This is a genomic window from Pseudomonas sp. PsB (assembly GCF_043658375.1).
GTDB lineage: Bacteria > Pseudomonadota > Gammaproteobacteria > Pseudomonadales > Pseudomonadaceae > Aquipseudomonas > Aquipseudomonas putida_Z.
The window spans coordinates 23610-41206 of sequence record NZ_JBIGLU010000013.1; the positions used below are offsets into that span (position 1 = coordinate 23610).

The window sequence follows — 17597 nt, forward strand, 5'->3', positions numbered from 1 at the left end:
TCGGGTTGCCCCCTTCAGTTGAGATCGACATCCACGCCGTTGATTTGCACAGGCCCTGTGGCACTGAAGTCAAAGTTGCTGCCATTGATCAGCACGGTGCCGTCGGACTTCATCACCAGACTGGCCTTGCCGACTGTGATGCTCAGTTCGTCACCTGCGCTGATGCTGAACCTGTTGCCGACCACCACTGACTTATGAATCCCCACCTGTTCGCTCTGGCTAAGCCCAACAGTGGTGTTCATGGCCGCGCCCACGCTCACCTGGTATCCCGCACCGATGGTCAGGGCCTTGGCCAAACCGATGGTTTCTGCCTTGGCCAGCTTGATGGTTTCGGTCTTGTTGGCGCCGATGGTCACGCTGCGGTTGGCGCCAATGCTGATGGTTTCGTTCTTGCCAACGTCTTCGGTGCGGTGGTCGCCGATGGAGATGGTTTCGTTGTGATCGACTCGCTCACTGCGGTCGTTGCCGACAAAGGTGGTTTCGTTGTGCTTGACGACGTTGTTCTGGTCCTTCTCGGCATGGATGAATACCTCTTGCCGACCCAACTCATCCTCGAAACGCAACTCGTTGAAGCCATCCCCCTTGTGGGTCTGGCTTTTGATGGTCATGCGGGTCTTGTGGTCGGGCAGGTCGTAGGGCGGGAGCTGATCGCCGCAATAGGTGCGCCCGGTAATCATCGGCTGGTCGGGGTCACCGTTGACGTACTGGATGATCACGTCCTGGCCGATGCGCGGGATCGCCATCGAGCCCCAGCTGCCACCGGCCCAGCCTTGCGACACACGCACCCAGCAGGAGCTGAACTCGTTGTTCTGGCTTTCACGGTCCCAGGGAAAGCTGACCTTCACCCGGCCCCACTCATCGCAATAGATCTCCTCTCCCTTCGGGCCGACCACAGTAGCCATGTGCGGGCCATCAACGCGTGGTTTTGATAGTGGGGCAGGGCGCCATTCGGTCCGGCCGGGGACCAGCACGGCGGTCTGCTGGTAGTGCGTGCTTACATCTGCGCCGGCGGCTTCTTCCTGCAGGCTGGTGAATTGTTTGCCTTTGTGGGTAACCGTGTTCACTCGCCAATGCGCGTCGAGGTCGTCACGTGAGTGACCTGTCAGGGTGAAGCTCAGGCCCGGTTGCAGGCGAACATCGTCACCCTCAACCTCGGCAATACGCACATCGTGGCGCAACGCAGTGATGCGGTTTTCGGTGAACGGCTTGCCTACCGCATCGCGTTTGTAACGGCCTGGGTAATCGAAGAATTCGTACTCTTTGGACTGATGCTCCAGGAAGGGCCCGGCAGCTCTGTGTTCCTGGCGGTAGGCCGGGTTGGTAAAGGTGTAGTCGCGCTGTACCTGGCGAGCGGTGCGCACCTGTTCGCTGTAGCGCAAGCGGCGAAGGCACGGCATGGCTTGATCGCCACCGCCGGTGGCTTGGTACAGCACGCTGTCAGGGTCTACAGGCTCGTCGGCATCAAAGAAGCCCTCGTCGTCATCCTCGGCCTTGATGGTCCCATGGCTGATCAAGCCGAATGATTGCAGCCGATCGGTAATGATCAGCTTGTGCAGCTTGTCATTGTGCGCAAAGCGGTAGACGAAGCCTTCTTCAGCAGCCAGGCGGGTGATGAACGCCAGGTCCGTCTCACCGGCCTGAACGCAGAACTCGCGGACCTGATGGTCCATGCTGGCGCGCAGTTCGTACTGGTTGATGCCCTGGCGCTGGAGCATCAGCTCGAGAATTTGCGGGACGGTCTTTTGCTGGAAGATGCGCCAGTTCGAGCGCAGGTCGGCCCGGGCCAGCTGGGGCTCGACCAGCGCGTGATAGTAGGTGCGGTAGAAGCCACTTTCAGCCTGGCTGAACCGGCTGACCAGGCCGTGCACGTAGCGCACCGGGCGTTCGCCGTCCCAGATGGTAAAAAGTACGGGCTTGTCGAGCAGGTGGCCGAAGTCGATATCGTTTTCGAAGCTGATGAGTTTCAGCTCCAACTCGAAGGGCATGCTGATCCCCTCTCGGAGTTCGAACGACACCACTTCGAATTCAGCTTTTCCAACTAAAGGCTGGAAGCTGTAACGCAAATCAGATTGGCTAGGCATAAGCAATCCTTGTCCGCCGTCTGAAGTAATACAAAGTCCGGGCAGGTATACCCACCCGGAGCATTCGTAAATATCAGGCGGCGGGTGCGCGCCAGTCGTCAGACCCTTCGGTATTGGCCACATCGTGCGCCCAAGTGATCTTTCGATAGGTCAGCGCAACCTCGATCAGCTGTGTGTAGTTTTCGTTCTCCTTGTCTTGAGCGTGGGGTAACACGGTATTGATGCTGACGATGGTGGCGTCTTCGAGTTTGGTCGTGAAGAAGTGCTCCTGTTTGCCTTCCATTGAAGTGCGGTACCAGTTGACTTCAACGGTCGGCAGCATTTCGCCAGTGGCCAGTGCTTGATACATCAGAGGCGTGGCCTTGTTCAGCGAACTGGTGAACTTGAGCGGCTTGTGCACGCGCTGACCGGTGGGTTGGCCGTTCTGCGGGTCAGTAGGCGTGGTCACCTCATGCTGGATTTCCTGAACCAGGATTTCATCTTCATGGCCTTCCTGGTAAACATTGCCGACGGACTCAGCGGTAAATGCGCCAGCAGTGATGTTGCCTTGAGTTTGACCAATGATCTTGATGTAAGCGGGTGTTGGCATGGCAGTTTCTCCTGCGTCCATGTGGATAAAACACGCGCACCCAGGGTGGCGTGGCCATCGGGAACGATGGGCTTGTCAACGAAGCAAACGCTTCGCTAATTCCTTGAAATCAGTTGAGCCGTGTGTGGGCTCGCTACTGCTGCAAGATGCCGTTCAGCGACTCCAGCACCTCGGTGGTAATGAGGTGCAGCCGGTAGCTGTAGATGCCGTACGCCACCGCCATGGCGAGGGCGGAAATGACCAACGGGCTCCACCACGGCCATTGCCGGTTCATGCGGAAGTTGCTTGGGGCGACGTTGGTGTACGGGTCGCAGACGGTCTCCGGAGTCGGGCCGCGCAGTTCTCGGATAATCCCGTGGAGTTGGTGTATCAATGCGTTGAGGGATTCTTCGCCCTTCGGGGCGATGGCGTACTTGCCCTTCAAACCGAGGCACAGCGCGAAGTACATGAACTCCAATACGTCCTGGTAACGTTTGGGTTCCTGCATGAGGCGCGACAGCACGGTGAAGACTTTCTCTCCACCCCAGGTTTCGTCGTGGAAGATGCTGAGCAGGGGTTCCTGGCTCCAGCAGCTGGTTTTACCCCAAGGCCTGTCCATGACAGCTTCATCGATGAAAAGGCAAAGACCGTATGAGTACGCCAGCAACTGAGCGGGCTCGTAGCCGTGCTGGCGCATCTCTTCCCGCACGTTTTCGATCTGGTTGCGCACCTGCTGGTGCACCTCCTTGATGTTGGGCAGCGCATCCAGTGTGCGCAGGCGTATCACCAGGCCGAACAGCGGCGCGGCTGCATCCAGCATCAGGTTGTCGTAGCCGCCACGTAGCTGGAAGTCTGGGTCTGCCGGGTAGCCTTCATACACTGGTTCTGCCTTCGGCTTTCGCTCAGCGCCATCAGCCGCTGTCGGTGCGGGTGAGTCGTTGGACAAAGACGCCTCGAGCATTGCGTGCAGTTGCTCGCTTTCGACCTGTTCGGCATCAGTTGGGGGGCTGTTTTCTTGTTTCATTTCATTCACTCCTGATCGCCCAGAACTGCAGTTCCAGCCCCGGGAACTCCCCCGCGACGTGGATACCGAAGCCACTGGATGCCTCCATGCCCGCCCAAGCCGGGGAGCGACGGTCCAGCTCGAAGTAGGTGAAGCCTGCATGGAAGGGCAGATCCCGAGGAGCCACGGGCAGCGGCACCAGTGGAATACCTGGAAGCTGCAGCGGCACTACCTCGTTCAACGACTCCAGCGAGACGACCTTTGCCTTCTGCACGAACATCCGACGCAATGTCTGAGGCGGCATGTGGGCTCGCACTGCCAGAATGAAGTCGGCCTCGTCGATCAGGCGGCGATCCTCCAGCGTGGTTGTCAGCAAGCCGTACTCCAGCGTCTCCAGCGGCAGCGAAACGGCGCGGGGTTGCAGCACCGTGCTCAGTGCTCGGCGTAGCGTGTCCTCCAGCGGCTTGAAGGAGGTGCGCAGCGCGGTATGGTGATAGGCGGGGTATTCCTGCGGCAGCCGGCTCTCGTCGGTAAACGTCACGAACTCGCCACAGGCCTGGCTCATGCACAGGTACAACTGTTCGGGGTGGGTCTGCCCTTGCCTGGCCAGATGCTGGAAGCATGGCCACCAGCGGTTCATGGCCTGCAGCAGGTTGAAGTCGCGAATGTCGGCGATGCCGGACTGCCCTGAGGCGCCAATGCGGGCGGCGAGGTTGCGCGCACGCTCGCGCAGGGAGTTGGTGATTTCTTCCAGATACCGTTGCAGCGCGGGTACGGCGCGCACTGAAACGCTGGTGGGATAGAAGCCTTCATCCAGTTGCAGGCTGCCATCGGGGCGCCGTTCCAGAATGCGCGTCACGGCCAGGCGGGTGTAGGCGCTGCTGTCGTCGGCCTTGCGTTTGAGCTGCAGGTTGGGCACCGCCAGGTCAACCTGCACCAGGTCACCGTCGGCGCTGTGCGTGTCCTTGATTTCCAGGGCCTGGGCGCTGTATCGGAAGTTGGCGGGGTTATCGGGCCAGCTCACCTCACGGCCACCTTCGGTGCGCAGCGGCAGGCACAGGTAGATCTCGCTGTCCTTCGCGCCGTCGTCTTCGATTTCCAGCGGTGGCGGTGGTGGCAGGTCTGCAGGGATATCGAACACCGTGCCGTCCGGCATGATGCCCCGTGCACGGGTGATGGCGACCTTGCCCAGGCTCAGGTACTCGTCGTTCAACTGCAATTCGCTGAAGCCATAGAAGGCTGCGTTCAGGCTGCCAAGACGTTGATGCAGGGCCGCTTCGGCGGCACGGGCGGCCTGTTGGAAATGCTGCGGTTTGACGAACAGGCCTTCCGGCCACAGCACAGGGTTACGTGAACTCATGAGCGCTCCATGTCAGCGTGAGTAAGCGAGAAGGGCAGGGTTACAGGCGCCATCAGTCTTCCTCCTTGAGCAGGAGCTGCGTGTCGTTGAGCAACACCGACAGGATGATCTGGTGCCCGCGGGGCGGAATGCGCAGCACCTGGCTCCAGGTGGCGTTTTCCTGATTCCGGTAGTCGGCGATCACCGCGACGAAGCGGGTTTCGGCCTCGATGGGCGCAAAGGGGATGAACTTGAACTGGCCAGGGCGCAGCAGGTAATCGTCATCGCGTATGTAGGTGCTGCGCAGCGCCTCGGCAGGGTCCTTGTCCAGCAGTTCGTAAACACTGTTGCGCAAGAGAGAGTCGTCGCGCAGTTGCAGGATCTTCACGGCCATGGGCGTAGCGACGGGCTCGGCGGCCACGGTGGTGGTGCGCGGCAAGGTCAGCACCACGGTCGGGTCGTCGTAGCTGCCCGGGGTACTTTCTTCCATGGGGGAGCGCGCCGGATCCTCGCCATCGTCAACTGGCGAATCGACGGGCGACATGGCCGGGAATTGTTCCTGCAGGTACTCGAACAGGGCCCCGACTTTCTCGGTCAGCACGTAGGGGTCGCCTGCACTCAGGCTGACCGCGTAAGGGCTGGGCTCCACAACCGGCCCGGGCTCGGGCGCCACCTCAAGGCTGTTCGGGTTGCCATTGAGCGTTGGGCTGGCGTTGATGCTGAACGCGACCTGGGTGGGGTGTTCCCCGGGCGGTCCGATGGGCAATGAGGGGTCCATCACCACCTGGCCAATCTTGCTCAGGGACGTGCAACCCGAGAGCCCGATCAGCGCCGTCAGCAGGCCGGCCACGCATGTTGGACGCATCATAGGCGTTCTCCTGCAATCAGGCGTTCCAGTGGGCTCTGCTGCGTTGGCGCTGCCTCGGTGTCCAGTGCCGCCAAGGGGTCGTTGCCCATGCCCGGTTCGAATGCCGAGCAGATGTCCGCGACTGTCTCGGGGGCGGCTGCAGCGGCATGACAAGCCTCGGGTGGAACATCCAGCAACCAGTGATCAAGGGTTCTCTGTTCAGGGCTGAACAGGTCCTCCACTGAGCGTGCGTCGGCCTGCGCAAGCTGGGCCTGCAGCCGATAGGCGCCAATGCGCAACTGGTCACCCTCGAGCAGCCGCCTGGCGGTAAGCGACCCCAGGCTGTGGAGGCTGTCGTTCAGGTAGGTACGCTGACAGCGATCGATGACGCAGAAGCTGCCCTCGATCCAGCGGATCTCGCAATGGATCGGTGCAACGGTCTGCTCACGGTCGTTGATCTGCCAGGTGGCCTTCGCGCTGCCGATGGTGCCGCCTGTGCGATCGAACTGATGTCGGGCAGCGACGTTGTGTTGCAACTGATCCAGGTTGGTGATGCTCAAGGTCAAAATGCTCATGAGCGCCCCCGGAACCGCACCACAGGGCAGCTCTGGCCGTGACGGTCATCGACGAAGCTGGTCCAGCCCAGGTAGGCACCCAGGCTACGGTGCAGGCAGAAGGGCGGCAGTGCGTTCTGCTTCAGGCGCAGCTCCAGGTCGTAGGCCAGGCCATCACGCAGCAGGAAGTCGATCAATGCCCGTAACCGGCCGAAGTTGATGCCGCTGGGCAGCAGGTCACGCAATTGCGCTGGGTCGAGTTCGCTGATCACGATGGTGAACTTGCTGCTGCGTGTTCGGGTGCGGCTGCCCACCATGAAAGTGCTGCCCAGTTCGCCGTTGCTGCGGCCAAGGCTGACCAGTTGCCTGGCGGCAGTAGGGACCGAGCGGGTTTCGAACTCGCGGATCTGTACCTGCTTCAAGTCGAAGCAGTGGGCGATGATGCCGGCGACCGTGCCCGGCGCACGGCTGCGGCTGGCAATGACGCCGGCGAAACTGAGCAGCCGGCTCCACGGCAGTGCCGTGTCCCCGCGCAACTGTCTGTCATTCAACCCGAGCAGGGCAAAGATGTACTGGGAGAACCCATCGGTAGCTCCCGGCTGAAAGCGGATGTAGTAGCGATATTTACGCCAGATGCGATGCAGCAAGCTGAGGAGGTAGTGGTTGAAGAAATCGAAGAACGCCGGCCGCACACCGATGCCCTGTGCATGCTCGTATGCCACCTGCTCCAGGTAATAGGTGGGCAGCGGCGAGTCGGTGCCATGCAAACCCATGAAGGTGGTGCACACGCGATAGCGGTCAGCTTCCCCTGGCATACGTTCGACCTTGGATATGTCGGAAACCGGGAAACTCAGCCGCGGGTCACTGGCAAGTCGCACCCTCAACCGGGTGGCCTGATCTGGCCAGCGTGGTTCCAGGTCATCCCCGTGCAAGCCGTGCAGGCGTTCCAGCAACTGGAAGAAGTTGTACTGGTGCGCCTCGGCGAACAGCTTGTCGGCTAGATCAGCGGTTGTTTGCCGGTCTGGATTGGCCATGTGTAGTGCTCGTTGTTGGTGGTGTTGATCACTTCCAGTTGGTGGAAGGAATTGATGCTGGCGTACAGGGCGAAGAAGTGCGCGAGCACGCAACCGAACAGGTACAGGTCGCCTTCGCAGAGGAATGCGCTTTGATCCAGCTTCAGCCGCGTGCGCAAGCCACGAATGGGCTGGCCCTTGATCAGCCAGTCCAGCGGCTCCGTTTGCACATCACGGATGCCATCGAGGCGTTTGCGGGTGGTGCGTGTCTGCTGGATGTCGTGCAAGGCCGCGAAGTCGTAAGCGCGGATGACCGCTTTCAGCGGCTCGGCCGAGAGCAGCGACAGGTAGTTGAGCGACATGTTGGAGATCAGGGCCCATTGCAACTGGCCATCCAGCACCGGCCGGTAGGGGCGGGTGGGGGCGCGGATGTTGGTATAGGTGGCCAGGGGCGGCGTGATTTCGGTGAGCACGTTGATGTCATCGATGCCCAACGCCAGCGGCAGGTCGCGGTTGGTGCAGGTCAGGTCGATGGACGCTGTTTCCAGTTCGCCGATGTAGGCGTTGGCATCGGCGCGCACGAAAGCGATGCGATGGGTGACGCCATCGCCGCGCAGGGAGTCCTCGAGTGTGTAGCGGTAGTACAACGCCGTGCGCCCTTGCACATGCTCGATCTCATGGGCGAACGACTCGAAGGGGCGGAAGGTTCTCAGGTGTTCGCCGGTACTTCCGTCAGTCGTGGTGCGGGTGCTGATGACCCGGTCGACACTGAAGATTTCATAGGCGTGCCGCTCCTTGCCTCTGGGCACAAGCTCGACCTGGGCGGGCCGGTTGGACAGGTCGATGGGCTCGGCGCTGTGGCTGAGCAGGTTCACTGCCGGGGTGCAGAACAGGCTGAAGTCTGCTTTGCCGACACGCAGCGAATCCGGTAACTGTCGGGTGAAGTGAAACTCGAGGTCGACCCGCTGAGACGCTTGAGCAGGCCAGATTTTCTCCAGGCCGGTGATGCTGACGAAGTGGAAACGCTCGGGAAATACGAAGTACTCCTGCAGGATCCGGTAACCGTCAAAGACGTTCTGTGGGTAAGGCAGCAGCGCTTCGTCCGGGCTGAAGCCTGGGAACACGATGCTGCTGGCCGGCAGCCGGCGTACCCCACCATTGACTGTCACGCAGACATGCTTGAGGTATTGAGCGATCCACAGGTACAGCGTGCGGGCAGTTTGGGTGTCACCGCTCAGGTGAAAGTCGAGGCTGGCGCAGCCCAGGGTGTTCAGCGGCCGCTCGACCAAGGTTTGCAGGCCGATGCGAACTACCGAACTGTCGAGTGTCTGGGTTGCATTCACCGACTCGATCTCGAACGGGTGAATGTCCACCGCCGTGCAGGTGCGGAATTCGCAGGGCACCCCATCCACGGGGCTGGAGAACAACCGCGAGCCTTTGGCGATGGGTTGCGACTGGCTGAGCGCTTGCTTGCGCGGCGTGAACTGGATGATCGTGGCGCTCGGCAGGGGCCGCAGGTAGTTGGGCCACAGCAACTGCAGCATGGGGTGCGTCAGCTCGGGCAGGTCGTCCTCCAGCTTGAGCCGCAGTTTGGCCGTGAGGAATGCAAAGGCTTCCATCAGGCGTTCGACATCCGGGTCGCTGCCACCCTTGCCGAGCAGGCGGGCAAGTTGTGGGTTGTCTTGGGCGAAGTCGTTCCCCAGTTCATATAGGTAACGCAACTCTTCGCTGAATCGGTCCTTGAGTGACATAGGTCACCTCACTCGGGTGTGGCGGTTATGGCCATTGACCAGCAGCTCCAGTTGCAGCTGCTCCGTGTGGTTGTTGACCTGCACGTGGCAGTCCAGCCTGAAATGCAGTTCCAGCGGGGCATGGCAATCGGGGACGGCCTTGAGCGCGCGCACATGCACACGCGGCTCAAAGCGCTGAATGGTGCGGCGGATGTCCGCGCTCACCTGTTTCAGCAGGTCGCCACTGCTTGCGTCGTGCCCGTTGAAGTCACTCAGGCCCAGCTCAGGGCTGCTTTGCGAGCAACCCTGGCGAGCATTGAGCAGCGTTTCCAGATGGCGCTTGATGGCGGCGAACTTCTGGGTAGCGTTCTCTTGCCTGGAGGGCACCCGGCTTGCGAGTTGATCCGTCACCAAACGGTCGAAAAATCCACTCATTGGGTATCAAGCCGACCGACCAGGGAGATTTCGAAATTCGCCCCCATGTACTTGAAGTGCGGGCGCACGGCGAGCGAGACCTGATACCAGCCCGGGTCACCGGCAACGTCCGACACCTCGACCCTTGCAGCACGCAACGGGCGACGGCTGCGCACATCGGCTGACGGGTTCTCCTGGTCGGCGACGTACTGCCTGATCCATTTGTTCAGTTCGGACTCAAGGTCCTTGCGCTCTTTCCAGCTACCGATCTGCTCGCGCTGCAGCACTTTGATGTAGTGGGCCAACCGGTTGACGATGAACAGGTAGGGCAGCTGGGTGCCGAGCTTGTAGTTGGTTTGCGCTTGCAGGCCTTCCGGGGTCTTGGGGAAGTTCTTCGGCTTCTGTACCGAGTTGGCCGAGAAGAACGCGGCGTTGTCGCTGTCCTTGCGCATGGTCAGGGCGATGAAGCCCTCTTCGGCCAGCTCAAACTCCTTGCGGTCGGAGATCAGGACTTCGGTCGGAATCTTGGCCTGCAGCTGACCCAGTGACTCGTACAGGTGCACCGGCAGGTCTTCGACGGCACCACCCGACTGCGGGCCGATGATGTTCGGGCACCAGCGGTAGCGGGCAAAGCTGTCATTGATGCAGCTGGCCAGCAGGAAGGCGGAGTTGCCCCACAGATAGTTGTCGTGCCGCCCTGCGATGTCCTCGTCGTAGGTGAAGCTCTGGACCGGGTTTTCTTGCGGGTGATAGGCAGAGCGGAGCATGAATCGCGGCCCGGTCAGCCCCGTATGACGGGCATCCTCGCTTTCGCGGAACGCACGCCACTTGGCATGCCGGGGGCCGGCGAAAATGTCCTTGATCTCCTTCAGATTGGGCAGCTCTTCAAAGCTGCTCAGGTTGAAGAACTCAGGAGAGGGCGCCGCGAGAAAAGGGGCGTGTGCCATGGCACCGACCGAGGCCATGTAACTCAGCAGTTTTATATCGGGAGAAGAGGGGCCGAAGCTGTAGTTGCCAACCATCGCTGCAACGGGTTCACCACCAAATTGGCCATAACCTGCGGTGTAAACATGCTTGTAGATGCCGCTGCAAGTGATATCGGCGGCATTCTCGAAGTCATCGAGCAAGTCATCTTTGCTGACATGCAAGACCTCGAGCTTGATGTTCTCGCGGAAGTCGGTTCGGTCGACCAAAAGTTTGAGGCTGCGCCACGCGGATTCAAGTTGCTGGAACTCGGGCTGATGCAGGATGGCATCCATCTGCCTGCTGAGCACCCGATCCAGTTCAGCGATCATCTGGTCGACGCGATGTTTGTTGATGAGTTGATCAGGGTCATGGCTTTTAAGGATTTCGGCGATAAAAGCAGATACACCCTGGCGAGCGACTTGATAGCCCTCTTGAGTAGGTACCAACTTGGTTTCTGCCATGATCTGGTCGAGCAGGGTGGCGTTGCTCAGTGTTTCGGTTGTTGTTTCAACCGCGACGGTCGTGCTGTTTTGCTTTGGCATGGGGACGCTCCGTTGTCTCAGTCTTCTTTTGGCGCCTCGAGCACCAGGTCAAGTTCTTCTGCCAGTTGTTTGCGTGCCTGTTCGTTGTTCAGCAGGTGCTGCAGTTGCTTGCGGAACGTGGGCACGTTGCCCAGTGGGCCTTTCAGTGCGACCAATGCCTCGCGAAGCTCCAGCAGCTTGTTCAGCTCCGGTACCTGGCGGGCGATGCTGTCTGGCCCGAAATCGTTGATGGACTTGAACTGCAGGTTGACCGCCAGCTCTGCGTCGGGGGCAGTGCTGAGCATGGATGGCACGGACATGGCGAGGCTGACATCGGCGTCGTTCAACACATTGTTGAAACTGTGTTTGTCGATTCGCATGATCGAACGGTCTTCCAGCGCGCGGGCATCATCCAGGCCGAAATCGCCTAGGACCAACATCTTGTGCGGCAGCTCTACCTCGGCTTGTTCGCCGTCGGTGGCCGGTACGTACTTGATGTTTATGCGTTCTTTGGGTGCAACAGAGCCTGAGCTTTTACTCATGAGTTTCAGCCTTCGTGAAGTTTGAATATATGTAGGAAACGTCCTACAAAGTTATGTTTAAATTTAAACGTAATTGGCTTCTCGCTATGTGCGTGTAAAAAACCATGCACCGAAAAAATATTGTGCGTCGAGCGTGAAAGTGTAAGGAAATATTTGGTTGTGAATATTGTTTTGTCTGTACTAGCCTTTGTTTCGTTTCGATGCTCCACTATCCAGTAATTGTATTTGATGACTACTGTTGAGGCGTGACTGGCCAGTCGGGTAGCGCTGTTGCCGTATTTGATGAGTGAGTGAAACCAATGATTGTCCGCTATGCATATGGCGTTGGGCTTTCGATGTTGTTCTCCCTGGCGCCAAGTTTGGCGAGCCAGACCAGGGACTGCCCGCAGATAGTCTCCAACGTCGAACGTCTGGCTTGTTTCGACCAGGCCGCTGGCACCCCGGCGCATGTGACGAAACTGCAATGGTCCGCGCCGGAGCAGGATTCGCCCACGCTGCGTCGTGTGATGACCCATGAGGCGGGGCGGCCGCCGGAGGAGCTGACGTTTCGCCTCGAAAAAGGGGATGACGGGCTGATGATCTCGGCGCCCGCAATCGCTTCGGTCGCACCGTACCCCTACCTGGTGATCAGTTGTGTGCAGAACATTTCCAGGTTGCAACTGGTTACCGCACAACCCATCGATGCCGGCCGGGTGATGGTGCGATTGCAGGGGGAGCGTGGCTCCACTCTCGCTACCCCCTGGCAGGTGACGGAGAACGGCCAGGTGCTTGACGCTGGCAGGGGCTTGCCGGGCATCGAGCAGATCAAGCCACTGATCGGGGCCCATCGCATTCAGGTCGAAAGCGACAACCCAGCCGTTGATGGGCTGGTTTTCGACGCTCAGGGGCTGGACCCACTCATCGATGAGGCGCGCAAGGCATGTCGCTGGTAGCAGAGGTCACCGCACAGGAAATTGCCCGGTTGCTTGCGCCCATCGACGCGCAGAACCCTGCCGGCCTGTTCGATGTGGAGAACGAAACCTACCAGGCCATCGACCAGGAAATGGTCAAGCTGGGTGGGTTGCAGGAGCCTTCCATCGACTGGGCGTATATCGAAGAAGCGTCCCGCCAGTACCTGGGCCAGGAGTGCAAGCACCTGCGCATCGTCGCCCACCTGGGTGTCGTTTGGCTGCGCAGCCAATGCTGGGAGCGCTGGGGTTTTACCCTCGCACTGCTGGCCGGCATGGTCGAAGCCTATTGGGAAAGCGCATACCCGAAACCGGGCCCCAAAGGGTTCCTCGGCAAGCGCAAGCTGGTTGGTCTGATGCTCAACCGTTTGCTCGTGGCGTTGCCGCGCCTGGACCGCTTCACGTTCAGCCCCGCGCACGCCGCGGCGGCTCAAGGCGCGCTGCAACGCCTGCAACAGCAGCGGGAAGCAGCGCAGCTCGATGAAGCGGCCGTTGGCGAACTGGAGCGCCTACTACGCAAGCACACGGAACTTTCAAACGGCCTTGCCGAGCCCACCACGGACAAGCCCCCTGCAAAAGGCATCAAGGCTGCGCCACTGGCCGAGGTCATCGCCACGCCAATGCCCCGTGTGTCGTTGGGCAACGAGCGGGAATCACGAAGGGCCATGCTGACCATGGCCGAGCTGATCAACCAACAGGACCCGTACGATCCTGCTGGCTACCAGTTGCGTCGGTTCGGCTTGTGGGCGCACATCCAGACGCCGCCTCAAACCAGGCAGGGCAACCGCACGGAGCTGATGGCGGTGCCGCAGGACATTGCCGGGGACTACGAAGATGCCATTGCCGCTACTGCAATCGACGCGGCCCTGCTGCAGCGGATCGAAAAGAGCGTGACGGCTTGCCCCTACTGGATTCGCGGCAGCTTTCTGGCCGCGAGCGCTGCCACGCGGCTGGCGATGGGCGAGGTGGCTGAGGCCATTCGCGCTGCGACCGCGCGGTTCGTGCAGCGCATGCCCGCGCTGCAGCAGTTGTGCTTCAGCGACGGCAAGGTATTTGTCGATGACCAATGTCTGGCGTGGCTCAGGGGGGCGCAAGGGCAATCCGATTCGGACGCGGCCTCTCAGGAATTCGCCACGTTGCGAGAGGAGCTGGCCTGCCAACTGGAAACCAGCGGCGTGGAAGCGGTGTTGCTCAGGCTGCAGGGCATGCAGGCGGACTTCCGCAGCCTGCGTGAGCGTTGCCATACCACGGTGATCGCGGCTGATCTGCTGGCTGCTCGGGGCGTGTCCTGGTTGGCCCAGGACTTGTGCGCAGGCGTTGCCCGAACGATGCAGGAAACCACCGCCAGCGCCTGGGAGCCTGAGGTGTTTCAACGCCTTCAGCAGTACGCGTGCACGGTCCATCACGGGCTGATTGGAACAAGGAACGGGAGTCAGGATGAATCAACTGTGGAAGCATCTTAAACGTTGGGGCTTGCCCCTGCTGGCCCGCATCGGCCTGGCCATGCCGCTGCTGCTCGGGCTGGGTGCCGCATTGATGCTGGTTGCAATCTGGTGGCTCGGCCCGCAATGGGTCTGGCGCGAGCAGCAGCCGCTGGCTAGCGTGGCGCATCGTGGCTTGGCCAGCCTGGCGCTTGTATTGGTGCCGCTACTCTGCTGGCTTGTGGTGCTGCGCAGGCGTTTTCGCCGTTTGCAGGCCGAACGCAAGCAGGCGGTGGACGCTGAACTGGACAACGTGTTGCCTTTCGTCCAGGCACAGGAGAAAGCCTTGGACCAAGGGCTGGCACGCTATCTGGACAATGCGGGTGGCAGGCGTGCCTTGTACCGGCTGCCGTGGTATCTGGTGGTGGGCGACCAACAGGCCGGCAAGACCAGTTTCATCGACCGTACCGAACAGAGTTTTTCCCTGACCCGCATCGACAAGGCACAAGCGCGAGGCAGGCAAGCGCAGGTGCTGGCTTATCCGATAGGCTGGTGGGTCAGCAACGATGCGGTGATCATCGACCCGCCGGGCGCTTTCGTCCGTCAGGAATCGTTGGCAGGCTCATCAGCCGAGGAGTCGGACACGTCGAAAGCACCACCCGCCACCTCGGCCAGGTTGTGGGAACACATGCTGGGCTGGCTGGTGCGTAACCGAAGCCAGAGAGCACTCAACGGCTTGCTGTTGGTCGTTGACCTGCCTGCGCTATTGCATGGCACGCCTGAGCAACGTGTCGCCTTGGCGCATGTGCTACGCACGCGGCTGTATGAAGTGAGCAGTCAGTCGGGCTCGCGCTTGCCGCTGTATGTGGTACTGGCCAAATTCGATCTGCTGGACGGTTTCGACCAGCTTTACGCTGGGCTTCCCGCCGCCATGCGGGAAAACATGCTGGGCTTCACCTTCAAACTGGATGCGGTCGGCACGTTCGATGCCTGGCTGGATGAATATGGCGATCATTACGATCGGTTGATCAGGCAATTGTTTGAACAGGTAGTGGACCGGCTCGATGTATTGGGCGGTGCGCCATTGCGAGTTCGCTTGTTCTCGTTGCATGCCCAGTTGATCGGGCTGCGTCCGATACTGTTGGCCTTCCTGAAAGAAACCCTCGCAAGTGACCGCTTCACCACGCCTGCCTTGGTACGCGGCGTGTACTGGTCTTCGGTCTTGCAGCAGGGCGACATGCTCAATGCGTTCGTGCGTGAGGCGGCACAGCCGTACAAGACCGAGTTTCCGCTGCGTGAAGGCAAGGCGCAGGGGCAGGCGCTGGTCTACTTCATTCAGCACGCCTTCCGGCGAGTCATCTACCAGGAGGCCGGCCTTGCCGGGGACAACATCAGGGTAGCGCGCAACAAACGTCGGTTGCTCTGGGTGGGTTCTGCAGTAGGCGTGCTGGCCTTCAGTGTCTCCATCGCCAGTTGGCAACGCTACTTTGACATCAATGGCACCAAGGCCGCCAATGTGCTCGCCAAGAGCAGAGAGTACAGTCATCACGAAGTGGACCAGCGTCTGGACCCCACCGGGCGCAACCTGCTGGAGCCGCTGGACCAGATACGCGATGCCGTGTCGGTGTTTGGCGACTATCGTGCCGCGTGGCCGGGTGTTTCCGACCTTGGCTTGTATCAGGGGCGCGCCATTGGCCCTCGCGTCGACGAGGCCTACCTGAGCCTGCTCTCCAGGCGCTTCCTGCCAGCCTTGGCCAGCGGTGTGATCGATGCCATGGACGCTGCGCCGCCGGGCAGCGAACAGCAGATGGCTGCGCTTCGGGTTTATCGAATGCTGGAGGACCGCCAGAGCCGCCGCCCCGAATGGGTCGAGGACTGGATGGCCCGCCAGTGGCAACAGAAGTTCCCCGGGCAGGGGCAATTGCAACGCGACCTCATGCGGCACCTGAAGTATGCCTTGGCCTATGCCGATACCGAACTTCCGCAGTACAGCCAGCGTATGGCACAGGTGCAGCAGGTGCTGCGCAAGGTACCACTGCCAGAGCGGGTCTACGCGAGCCTGAAACAGCAGGCTGGCGAGCAGTTGAATGCCGGCCTGGACCTGCGTCATCAGGTGGGGCCAGCGTTCGATGTGGTGTATCAGTCCTCACCCGGCTTCAGGCAGGGGGAGGGTGTCCTGATAGCGCCAATGCTCACCGCCAAGGGCTTCAAAGAGTACTTCGAGCCACGTAGTCAGCGGTTTGCAGAGATGGCGATGATCGACCAGTGGGCACTGGGCGAGCGCGACCAGCTCGATTACTCGGATGCCGACCGGGAGGCGCTGGGCGAGCGGCTACGTAACCTGTACAGCGCCGATTTCATTGACAGTTGGCGCCGTGCCTTGAACGCCTTCTCGGTGGCCGACTTCCGCGACCTGGATCATGGTGTCGCGATCATGCAGCAGTTGACCGGGCCAGCAGCACCCCTGCATCGGTTGCTGGACACAGTGAGGGACAACACTTCGCTTTCATCAGCCGTTGTCGCTGAGGCAGCCGGGGAGGTCGAAGCGTTGCAGCCGACAAGTGGCAGGCCTGATCAACAACAGGCCTGGGCCATTCAGCGGGCCTTTGCCGGGCTGAGTGCCATGCTGCAGGCAACCGGTGAGAAACCCAGCTACTACGACGAGACCCTTGCTGCCATCGCGGCCGTGCACGACTACGCCAAGGCGGTGCAGGACAGCCCCGACCGAGGCAAGGCCGCGCTGCAGGCCGTGCATCAGCGATTCTCGATGACAGGGCAAGACCCCATCGGCACCCTGCAGCGGGTGGCCACCGGCTTACCGGAACCGATCAACCACCAGGTCAGAAAAATGGCCGATCAAACAGCACAAGTGCTGAATGTCGAAGCCCTGCGCGAATTGGAGCGACGCTGGGACGCCGAGGTGTACAGCTTCTTCCAGCAGCGCCTGGCAGGGCGCTACCCCTTCGTCGTGAAAGCTCCCGACGCTTCGCTGGACGACTTTGAAGCCTTCTTCGGGCCGAAGGGGCGGCTGCAGCAGTTCCATGATCAATACCTGAAGGTCTTCCTGAGGGATAACCTCGAAGCCCTGCAGGCCGGCCAGCAGGGGCAGTCACTGATCCGCAGTGATGTGCTCGAACAGCTGGAGCGGGCAGATCGTATCCGTGAGACCTTCTTCGATCAGCGCGGCAACCTCAGTGTGCAGTTCAGCATCGAGCCGTTGGGCCTGAGTGCTAACCAGCGTACAAGCTTGCTGGACCTGGACGGTCAATTGATTCCCTACACCCATGGCCCGAGCCAGATCACCGGTATCGTCTGGCCCAATACCTTGGGGCAGCAGGTGCGCAGCAACCTGACCTTGCTCCGGCAGAACGGGAACAGCAGCAGCCTTGAGTACCGTGGCCCCTGGTCGATGTTCCGCTTGCTCAGCCGTGGCTCGCTCAATGGGCGCACGGCGACCAGCGTGGACCTGAGCTTCAGGGCCGGCGATGGCGTGATGCGCTACAGGCTTAACGCGCAGAAAGCCTTCAACCCTATAACGCAGGAGCCTTTCAAAGGTTTCCAGTTGCCACGAGGGTTGTTGCAGAAGTCGCCCAAGCTGGGGCCGACCACGCAGGCCGGCTTGTGAGGGTTGGCTTGGGAGTACGGTGCGAA

The 17597-nt window shown here is 60.8% G+C and carries 14 protein-coding genes; 3 read left to right on the forward strand and 11 right to left on the reverse strand.

The window, feature by feature from the left end; genetic code table 11:
- Window positions 1-14 precede the first annotated feature (14 nt).
- The 11 genes from ACGLHT_RS16805 to tssB all read right to left on the reverse strand — a co-directional run bounded on the left by ACGLHT_RS16805 (window position 15) and on the right by tssB (window position 11578).
- Window positions 15-2081, reverse strand: coding sequence for a type VI secretion system Vgr family protein (locus ACGLHT_RS16805; protein WP_394519816.1), 2067 nt, complete (start codon window positions 2079-2081; stop codon window positions 15-17).
- A gap of 73 nt (window positions 2082-2154) precedes the next feature.
- A complete protein-coding gene (locus tag ACGLHT_RS16810; protein ID WP_025339902.1) occupies window positions 2155-2670 on the reverse strand; it encodes an Hcp family type VI secretion system effector in 516 nt (171 codons plus the stop codon).
- Between the two features lie 133 nt (window positions 2671-2803).
- Entirely contained in the window at window positions 2804-3673 is an 870-nt protein-coding gene (icmH, locus tag ACGLHT_RS16815; protein WP_137164421.1) for a type IVB secretion system protein IcmH/DotU, read from the reverse strand.
- 1 nt (window position 3674) lies between these two features.
- Window positions 3675-5012 carry a type VI secretion system baseplate subunit TssK gene (tssK, locus tag ACGLHT_RS16820; protein WP_025339900.1) on the reverse strand — a complete coding sequence of 446 codons (1338 nt, stop codon included), beginning with the start codon at window positions 5010-5012 and terminating at the stop codon, window positions 3675-3677.
- Window positions 5013-5064: 52 nt separating this feature from the next.
- Complete coding sequence (gene tssJ / locus ACGLHT_RS16825) at window positions 5065-5859, reverse strand: type VI secretion system lipoprotein TssJ (protein WP_247846213.1); 795 nt, start codon at window positions 5857-5859, stop codon at window positions 5065-5067.
- Entirely contained in the window at window positions 5856-6413 is a 558-nt protein-coding gene (locus tag ACGLHT_RS16830; protein ID WP_274120732.1) for an FHA domain-containing protein, read from the reverse strand. Before ACGLHT_RS16830 ends, tssJ begins: the two co-directional genes overlap by 4 nt.
- Window positions 6410-7426 carry a type VI secretion system baseplate subunit TssG gene (tssG, locus tag ACGLHT_RS16835; RefSeq protein WP_274120733.1) on the reverse strand — a complete coding sequence of 339 codons (1017 nt, stop codon included), beginning with the start codon at window positions 7424-7426 and terminating at the stop codon, window positions 6410-6412. Before tssG ends, ACGLHT_RS16830 begins: the two co-directional genes overlap by 4 nt.
- Complete coding sequence (gene tssF / locus ACGLHT_RS16840) at window positions 7390-9156, reverse strand: type VI secretion system baseplate subunit TssF (protein WP_274120734.1); 1767 nt, start codon at window positions 9154-9156, stop codon at window positions 7390-7392. The genes tssG and tssF overlap by 37 nt, the downstream gene beginning before the upstream one ends.
- Before the next feature lie 3 nt (window positions 9157-9159).
- The gene (tssE, locus tag ACGLHT_RS16845) at window positions 9160-9570 is read right to left on the reverse strand and encodes a type VI secretion system baseplate subunit TssE (protein WP_025339895.1); all 411 of its coding nucleotides are present in this window, start codon (window positions 9568-9570) and stop codon (window positions 9160-9162) included.
- Window positions 9567-11057, reverse strand: coding sequence for a type VI secretion system contractile sheath large subunit (gene tssC, locus ACGLHT_RS16850; protein ID WP_025339894.1), 1491 nt, complete (start codon window positions 11055-11057; stop codon window positions 9567-9569). The genes tssE and tssC overlap by 4 nt, the downstream gene beginning before the upstream one ends.
- A 17-nt stretch (window positions 11058-11074) precedes the next feature.
- Window positions 11075-11578, reverse strand: coding sequence for a type VI secretion system contractile sheath small subunit (gene tssB, locus ACGLHT_RS16855; protein WP_025339893.1), 504 nt, complete (start codon window positions 11576-11578; stop codon window positions 11075-11077).
- Window positions 11579-11877: 299 nt separating this feature from the next.
- On the opposite strand from tssB, the gene vasI reads away from it, so the two are divergent.
- Genes vasI through tssM form a run of 3 tightly spaced genes read left to right on the forward strand, consistent with a single transcriptional unit; the run spans window position 11878 to window position 17571 of the window.
- Window positions 11878-12510: a type VI secretion system-associated protein VasI gene (gene vasI, locus ACGLHT_RS16860; RefSeq protein ID WP_274120735.1), complete on the forward strand. Its 633-nt coding sequence runs from the start codon at window positions 11878-11880 to the stop codon at window positions 12508-12510.
- Window positions 12498-13988 carry a type VI secretion system protein TssA gene (gene tssA, locus ACGLHT_RS16865; protein ID WP_274120736.1) on the forward strand — a complete coding sequence of 497 codons (1491 nt, stop codon included), beginning with the start codon at window positions 12498-12500 and terminating at the stop codon, window positions 13986-13988. Before vasI ends, tssA begins: the two co-directional genes overlap by 13 nt.
- Complete coding sequence (tssM, locus tag ACGLHT_RS16870; RefSeq protein ID WP_274120737.1) at window positions 13963-17571, forward strand: type VI secretion system membrane subunit TssM; 3609 nt, start codon at window positions 13963-13965, stop codon at window positions 17569-17571. Before tssA ends, tssM begins: the two co-directional genes overlap by 26 nt.
- The last annotated feature ends 26 nt before the right edge of the window (window positions 17572-17597 follow it).

Bases quoted from the DNA above. Each gene is read 5' to 3' on its own strand.
- ACGLHT_RS16805 (WP_394519816.1), bottom strand. From the start codon at position 2,081: ATGCCTAGCCAATCTGATTTGCGTTACAGCTTCCAGCCTTTAGTTGGA.
- ACGLHT_RS16810 (WP_025339902.1), bottom strand. From the start codon at position 2,670: ATGCCAACACCCGCTTACATCAAGATCATTGGTCAAACTCAAGGCAAC.
- icmH (WP_137164421.1), bottom strand. From the start codon at position 3,673: ATGAAACAAGAAAACAGCCCCCCAACTGATGCCGAACAGGTCGAAAGC.
- tssK (WP_025339900.1), bottom strand. From the start codon at position 5,012: ATGAGTTCACGTAACCCTGTGCTGTGGCCGGAAGGCCTGTTCGTCAAA.
- tssJ (WP_247846213.1), bottom strand. From the start codon at position 5,859: ATGATGCGTCCAACATGCGTGGCCGGCCTGCTGACGGCGCTGATCGGG.
- ACGLHT_RS16830 (WP_274120732.1), bottom strand. From the start codon at position 6,413: ATGAGCATTTTGACCTTGAGCATCACCAACCTGGATCAGTTGCAACAC.
- tssG (WP_274120733.1), bottom strand. From the start codon at position 7,426: ATGGCCAATCCAGACCGGCAAACAACCGCTGATCTAGCCGACAAGCTG.
- tssF (WP_274120734.1), bottom strand. From the start codon at position 9,156: ATGTCACTCAAGGACCGATTCAGCGAAGAGTTGCGTTACCTATATGAA.
- tssE (WP_025339895.1), bottom strand. From the start codon at position 9,570: ATGAGTGGATTTTTCGACCGTTTGGTGACGGATCAACTCGCAAGCCGG.
- tssC (WP_025339894.1), bottom strand. From the start codon at position 11,057: ATGCCAAAGCAAAACAGCACGACCGTCGCGGTTGAAACAACAACCGAA.
- tssB (WP_025339893.1), bottom strand. From the start codon at position 11,578: ATGAGTAAAAGCTCAGGCTCTGTTGCACCCAAAGAACGCATAAACATC.
- vasI (WP_274120735.1), top strand. From the start codon at position 11,878: ATGATTGTCCGCTATGCATATGGCGTTGGGCTTTCGATGTTGTTCTCC.
- tssA (WP_274120736.1), top strand. From the start codon at position 12,498: ATGTCGCTGGTAGCAGAGGTCACCGCACAGGAAATTGCCCGGTTGCTT.
- tssM (WP_274120737.1), top strand. From the start codon at position 13,963: ATGAATCAACTGTGGAAGCATCTTAAACGTTGGGGCTTGCCCCTGCTG.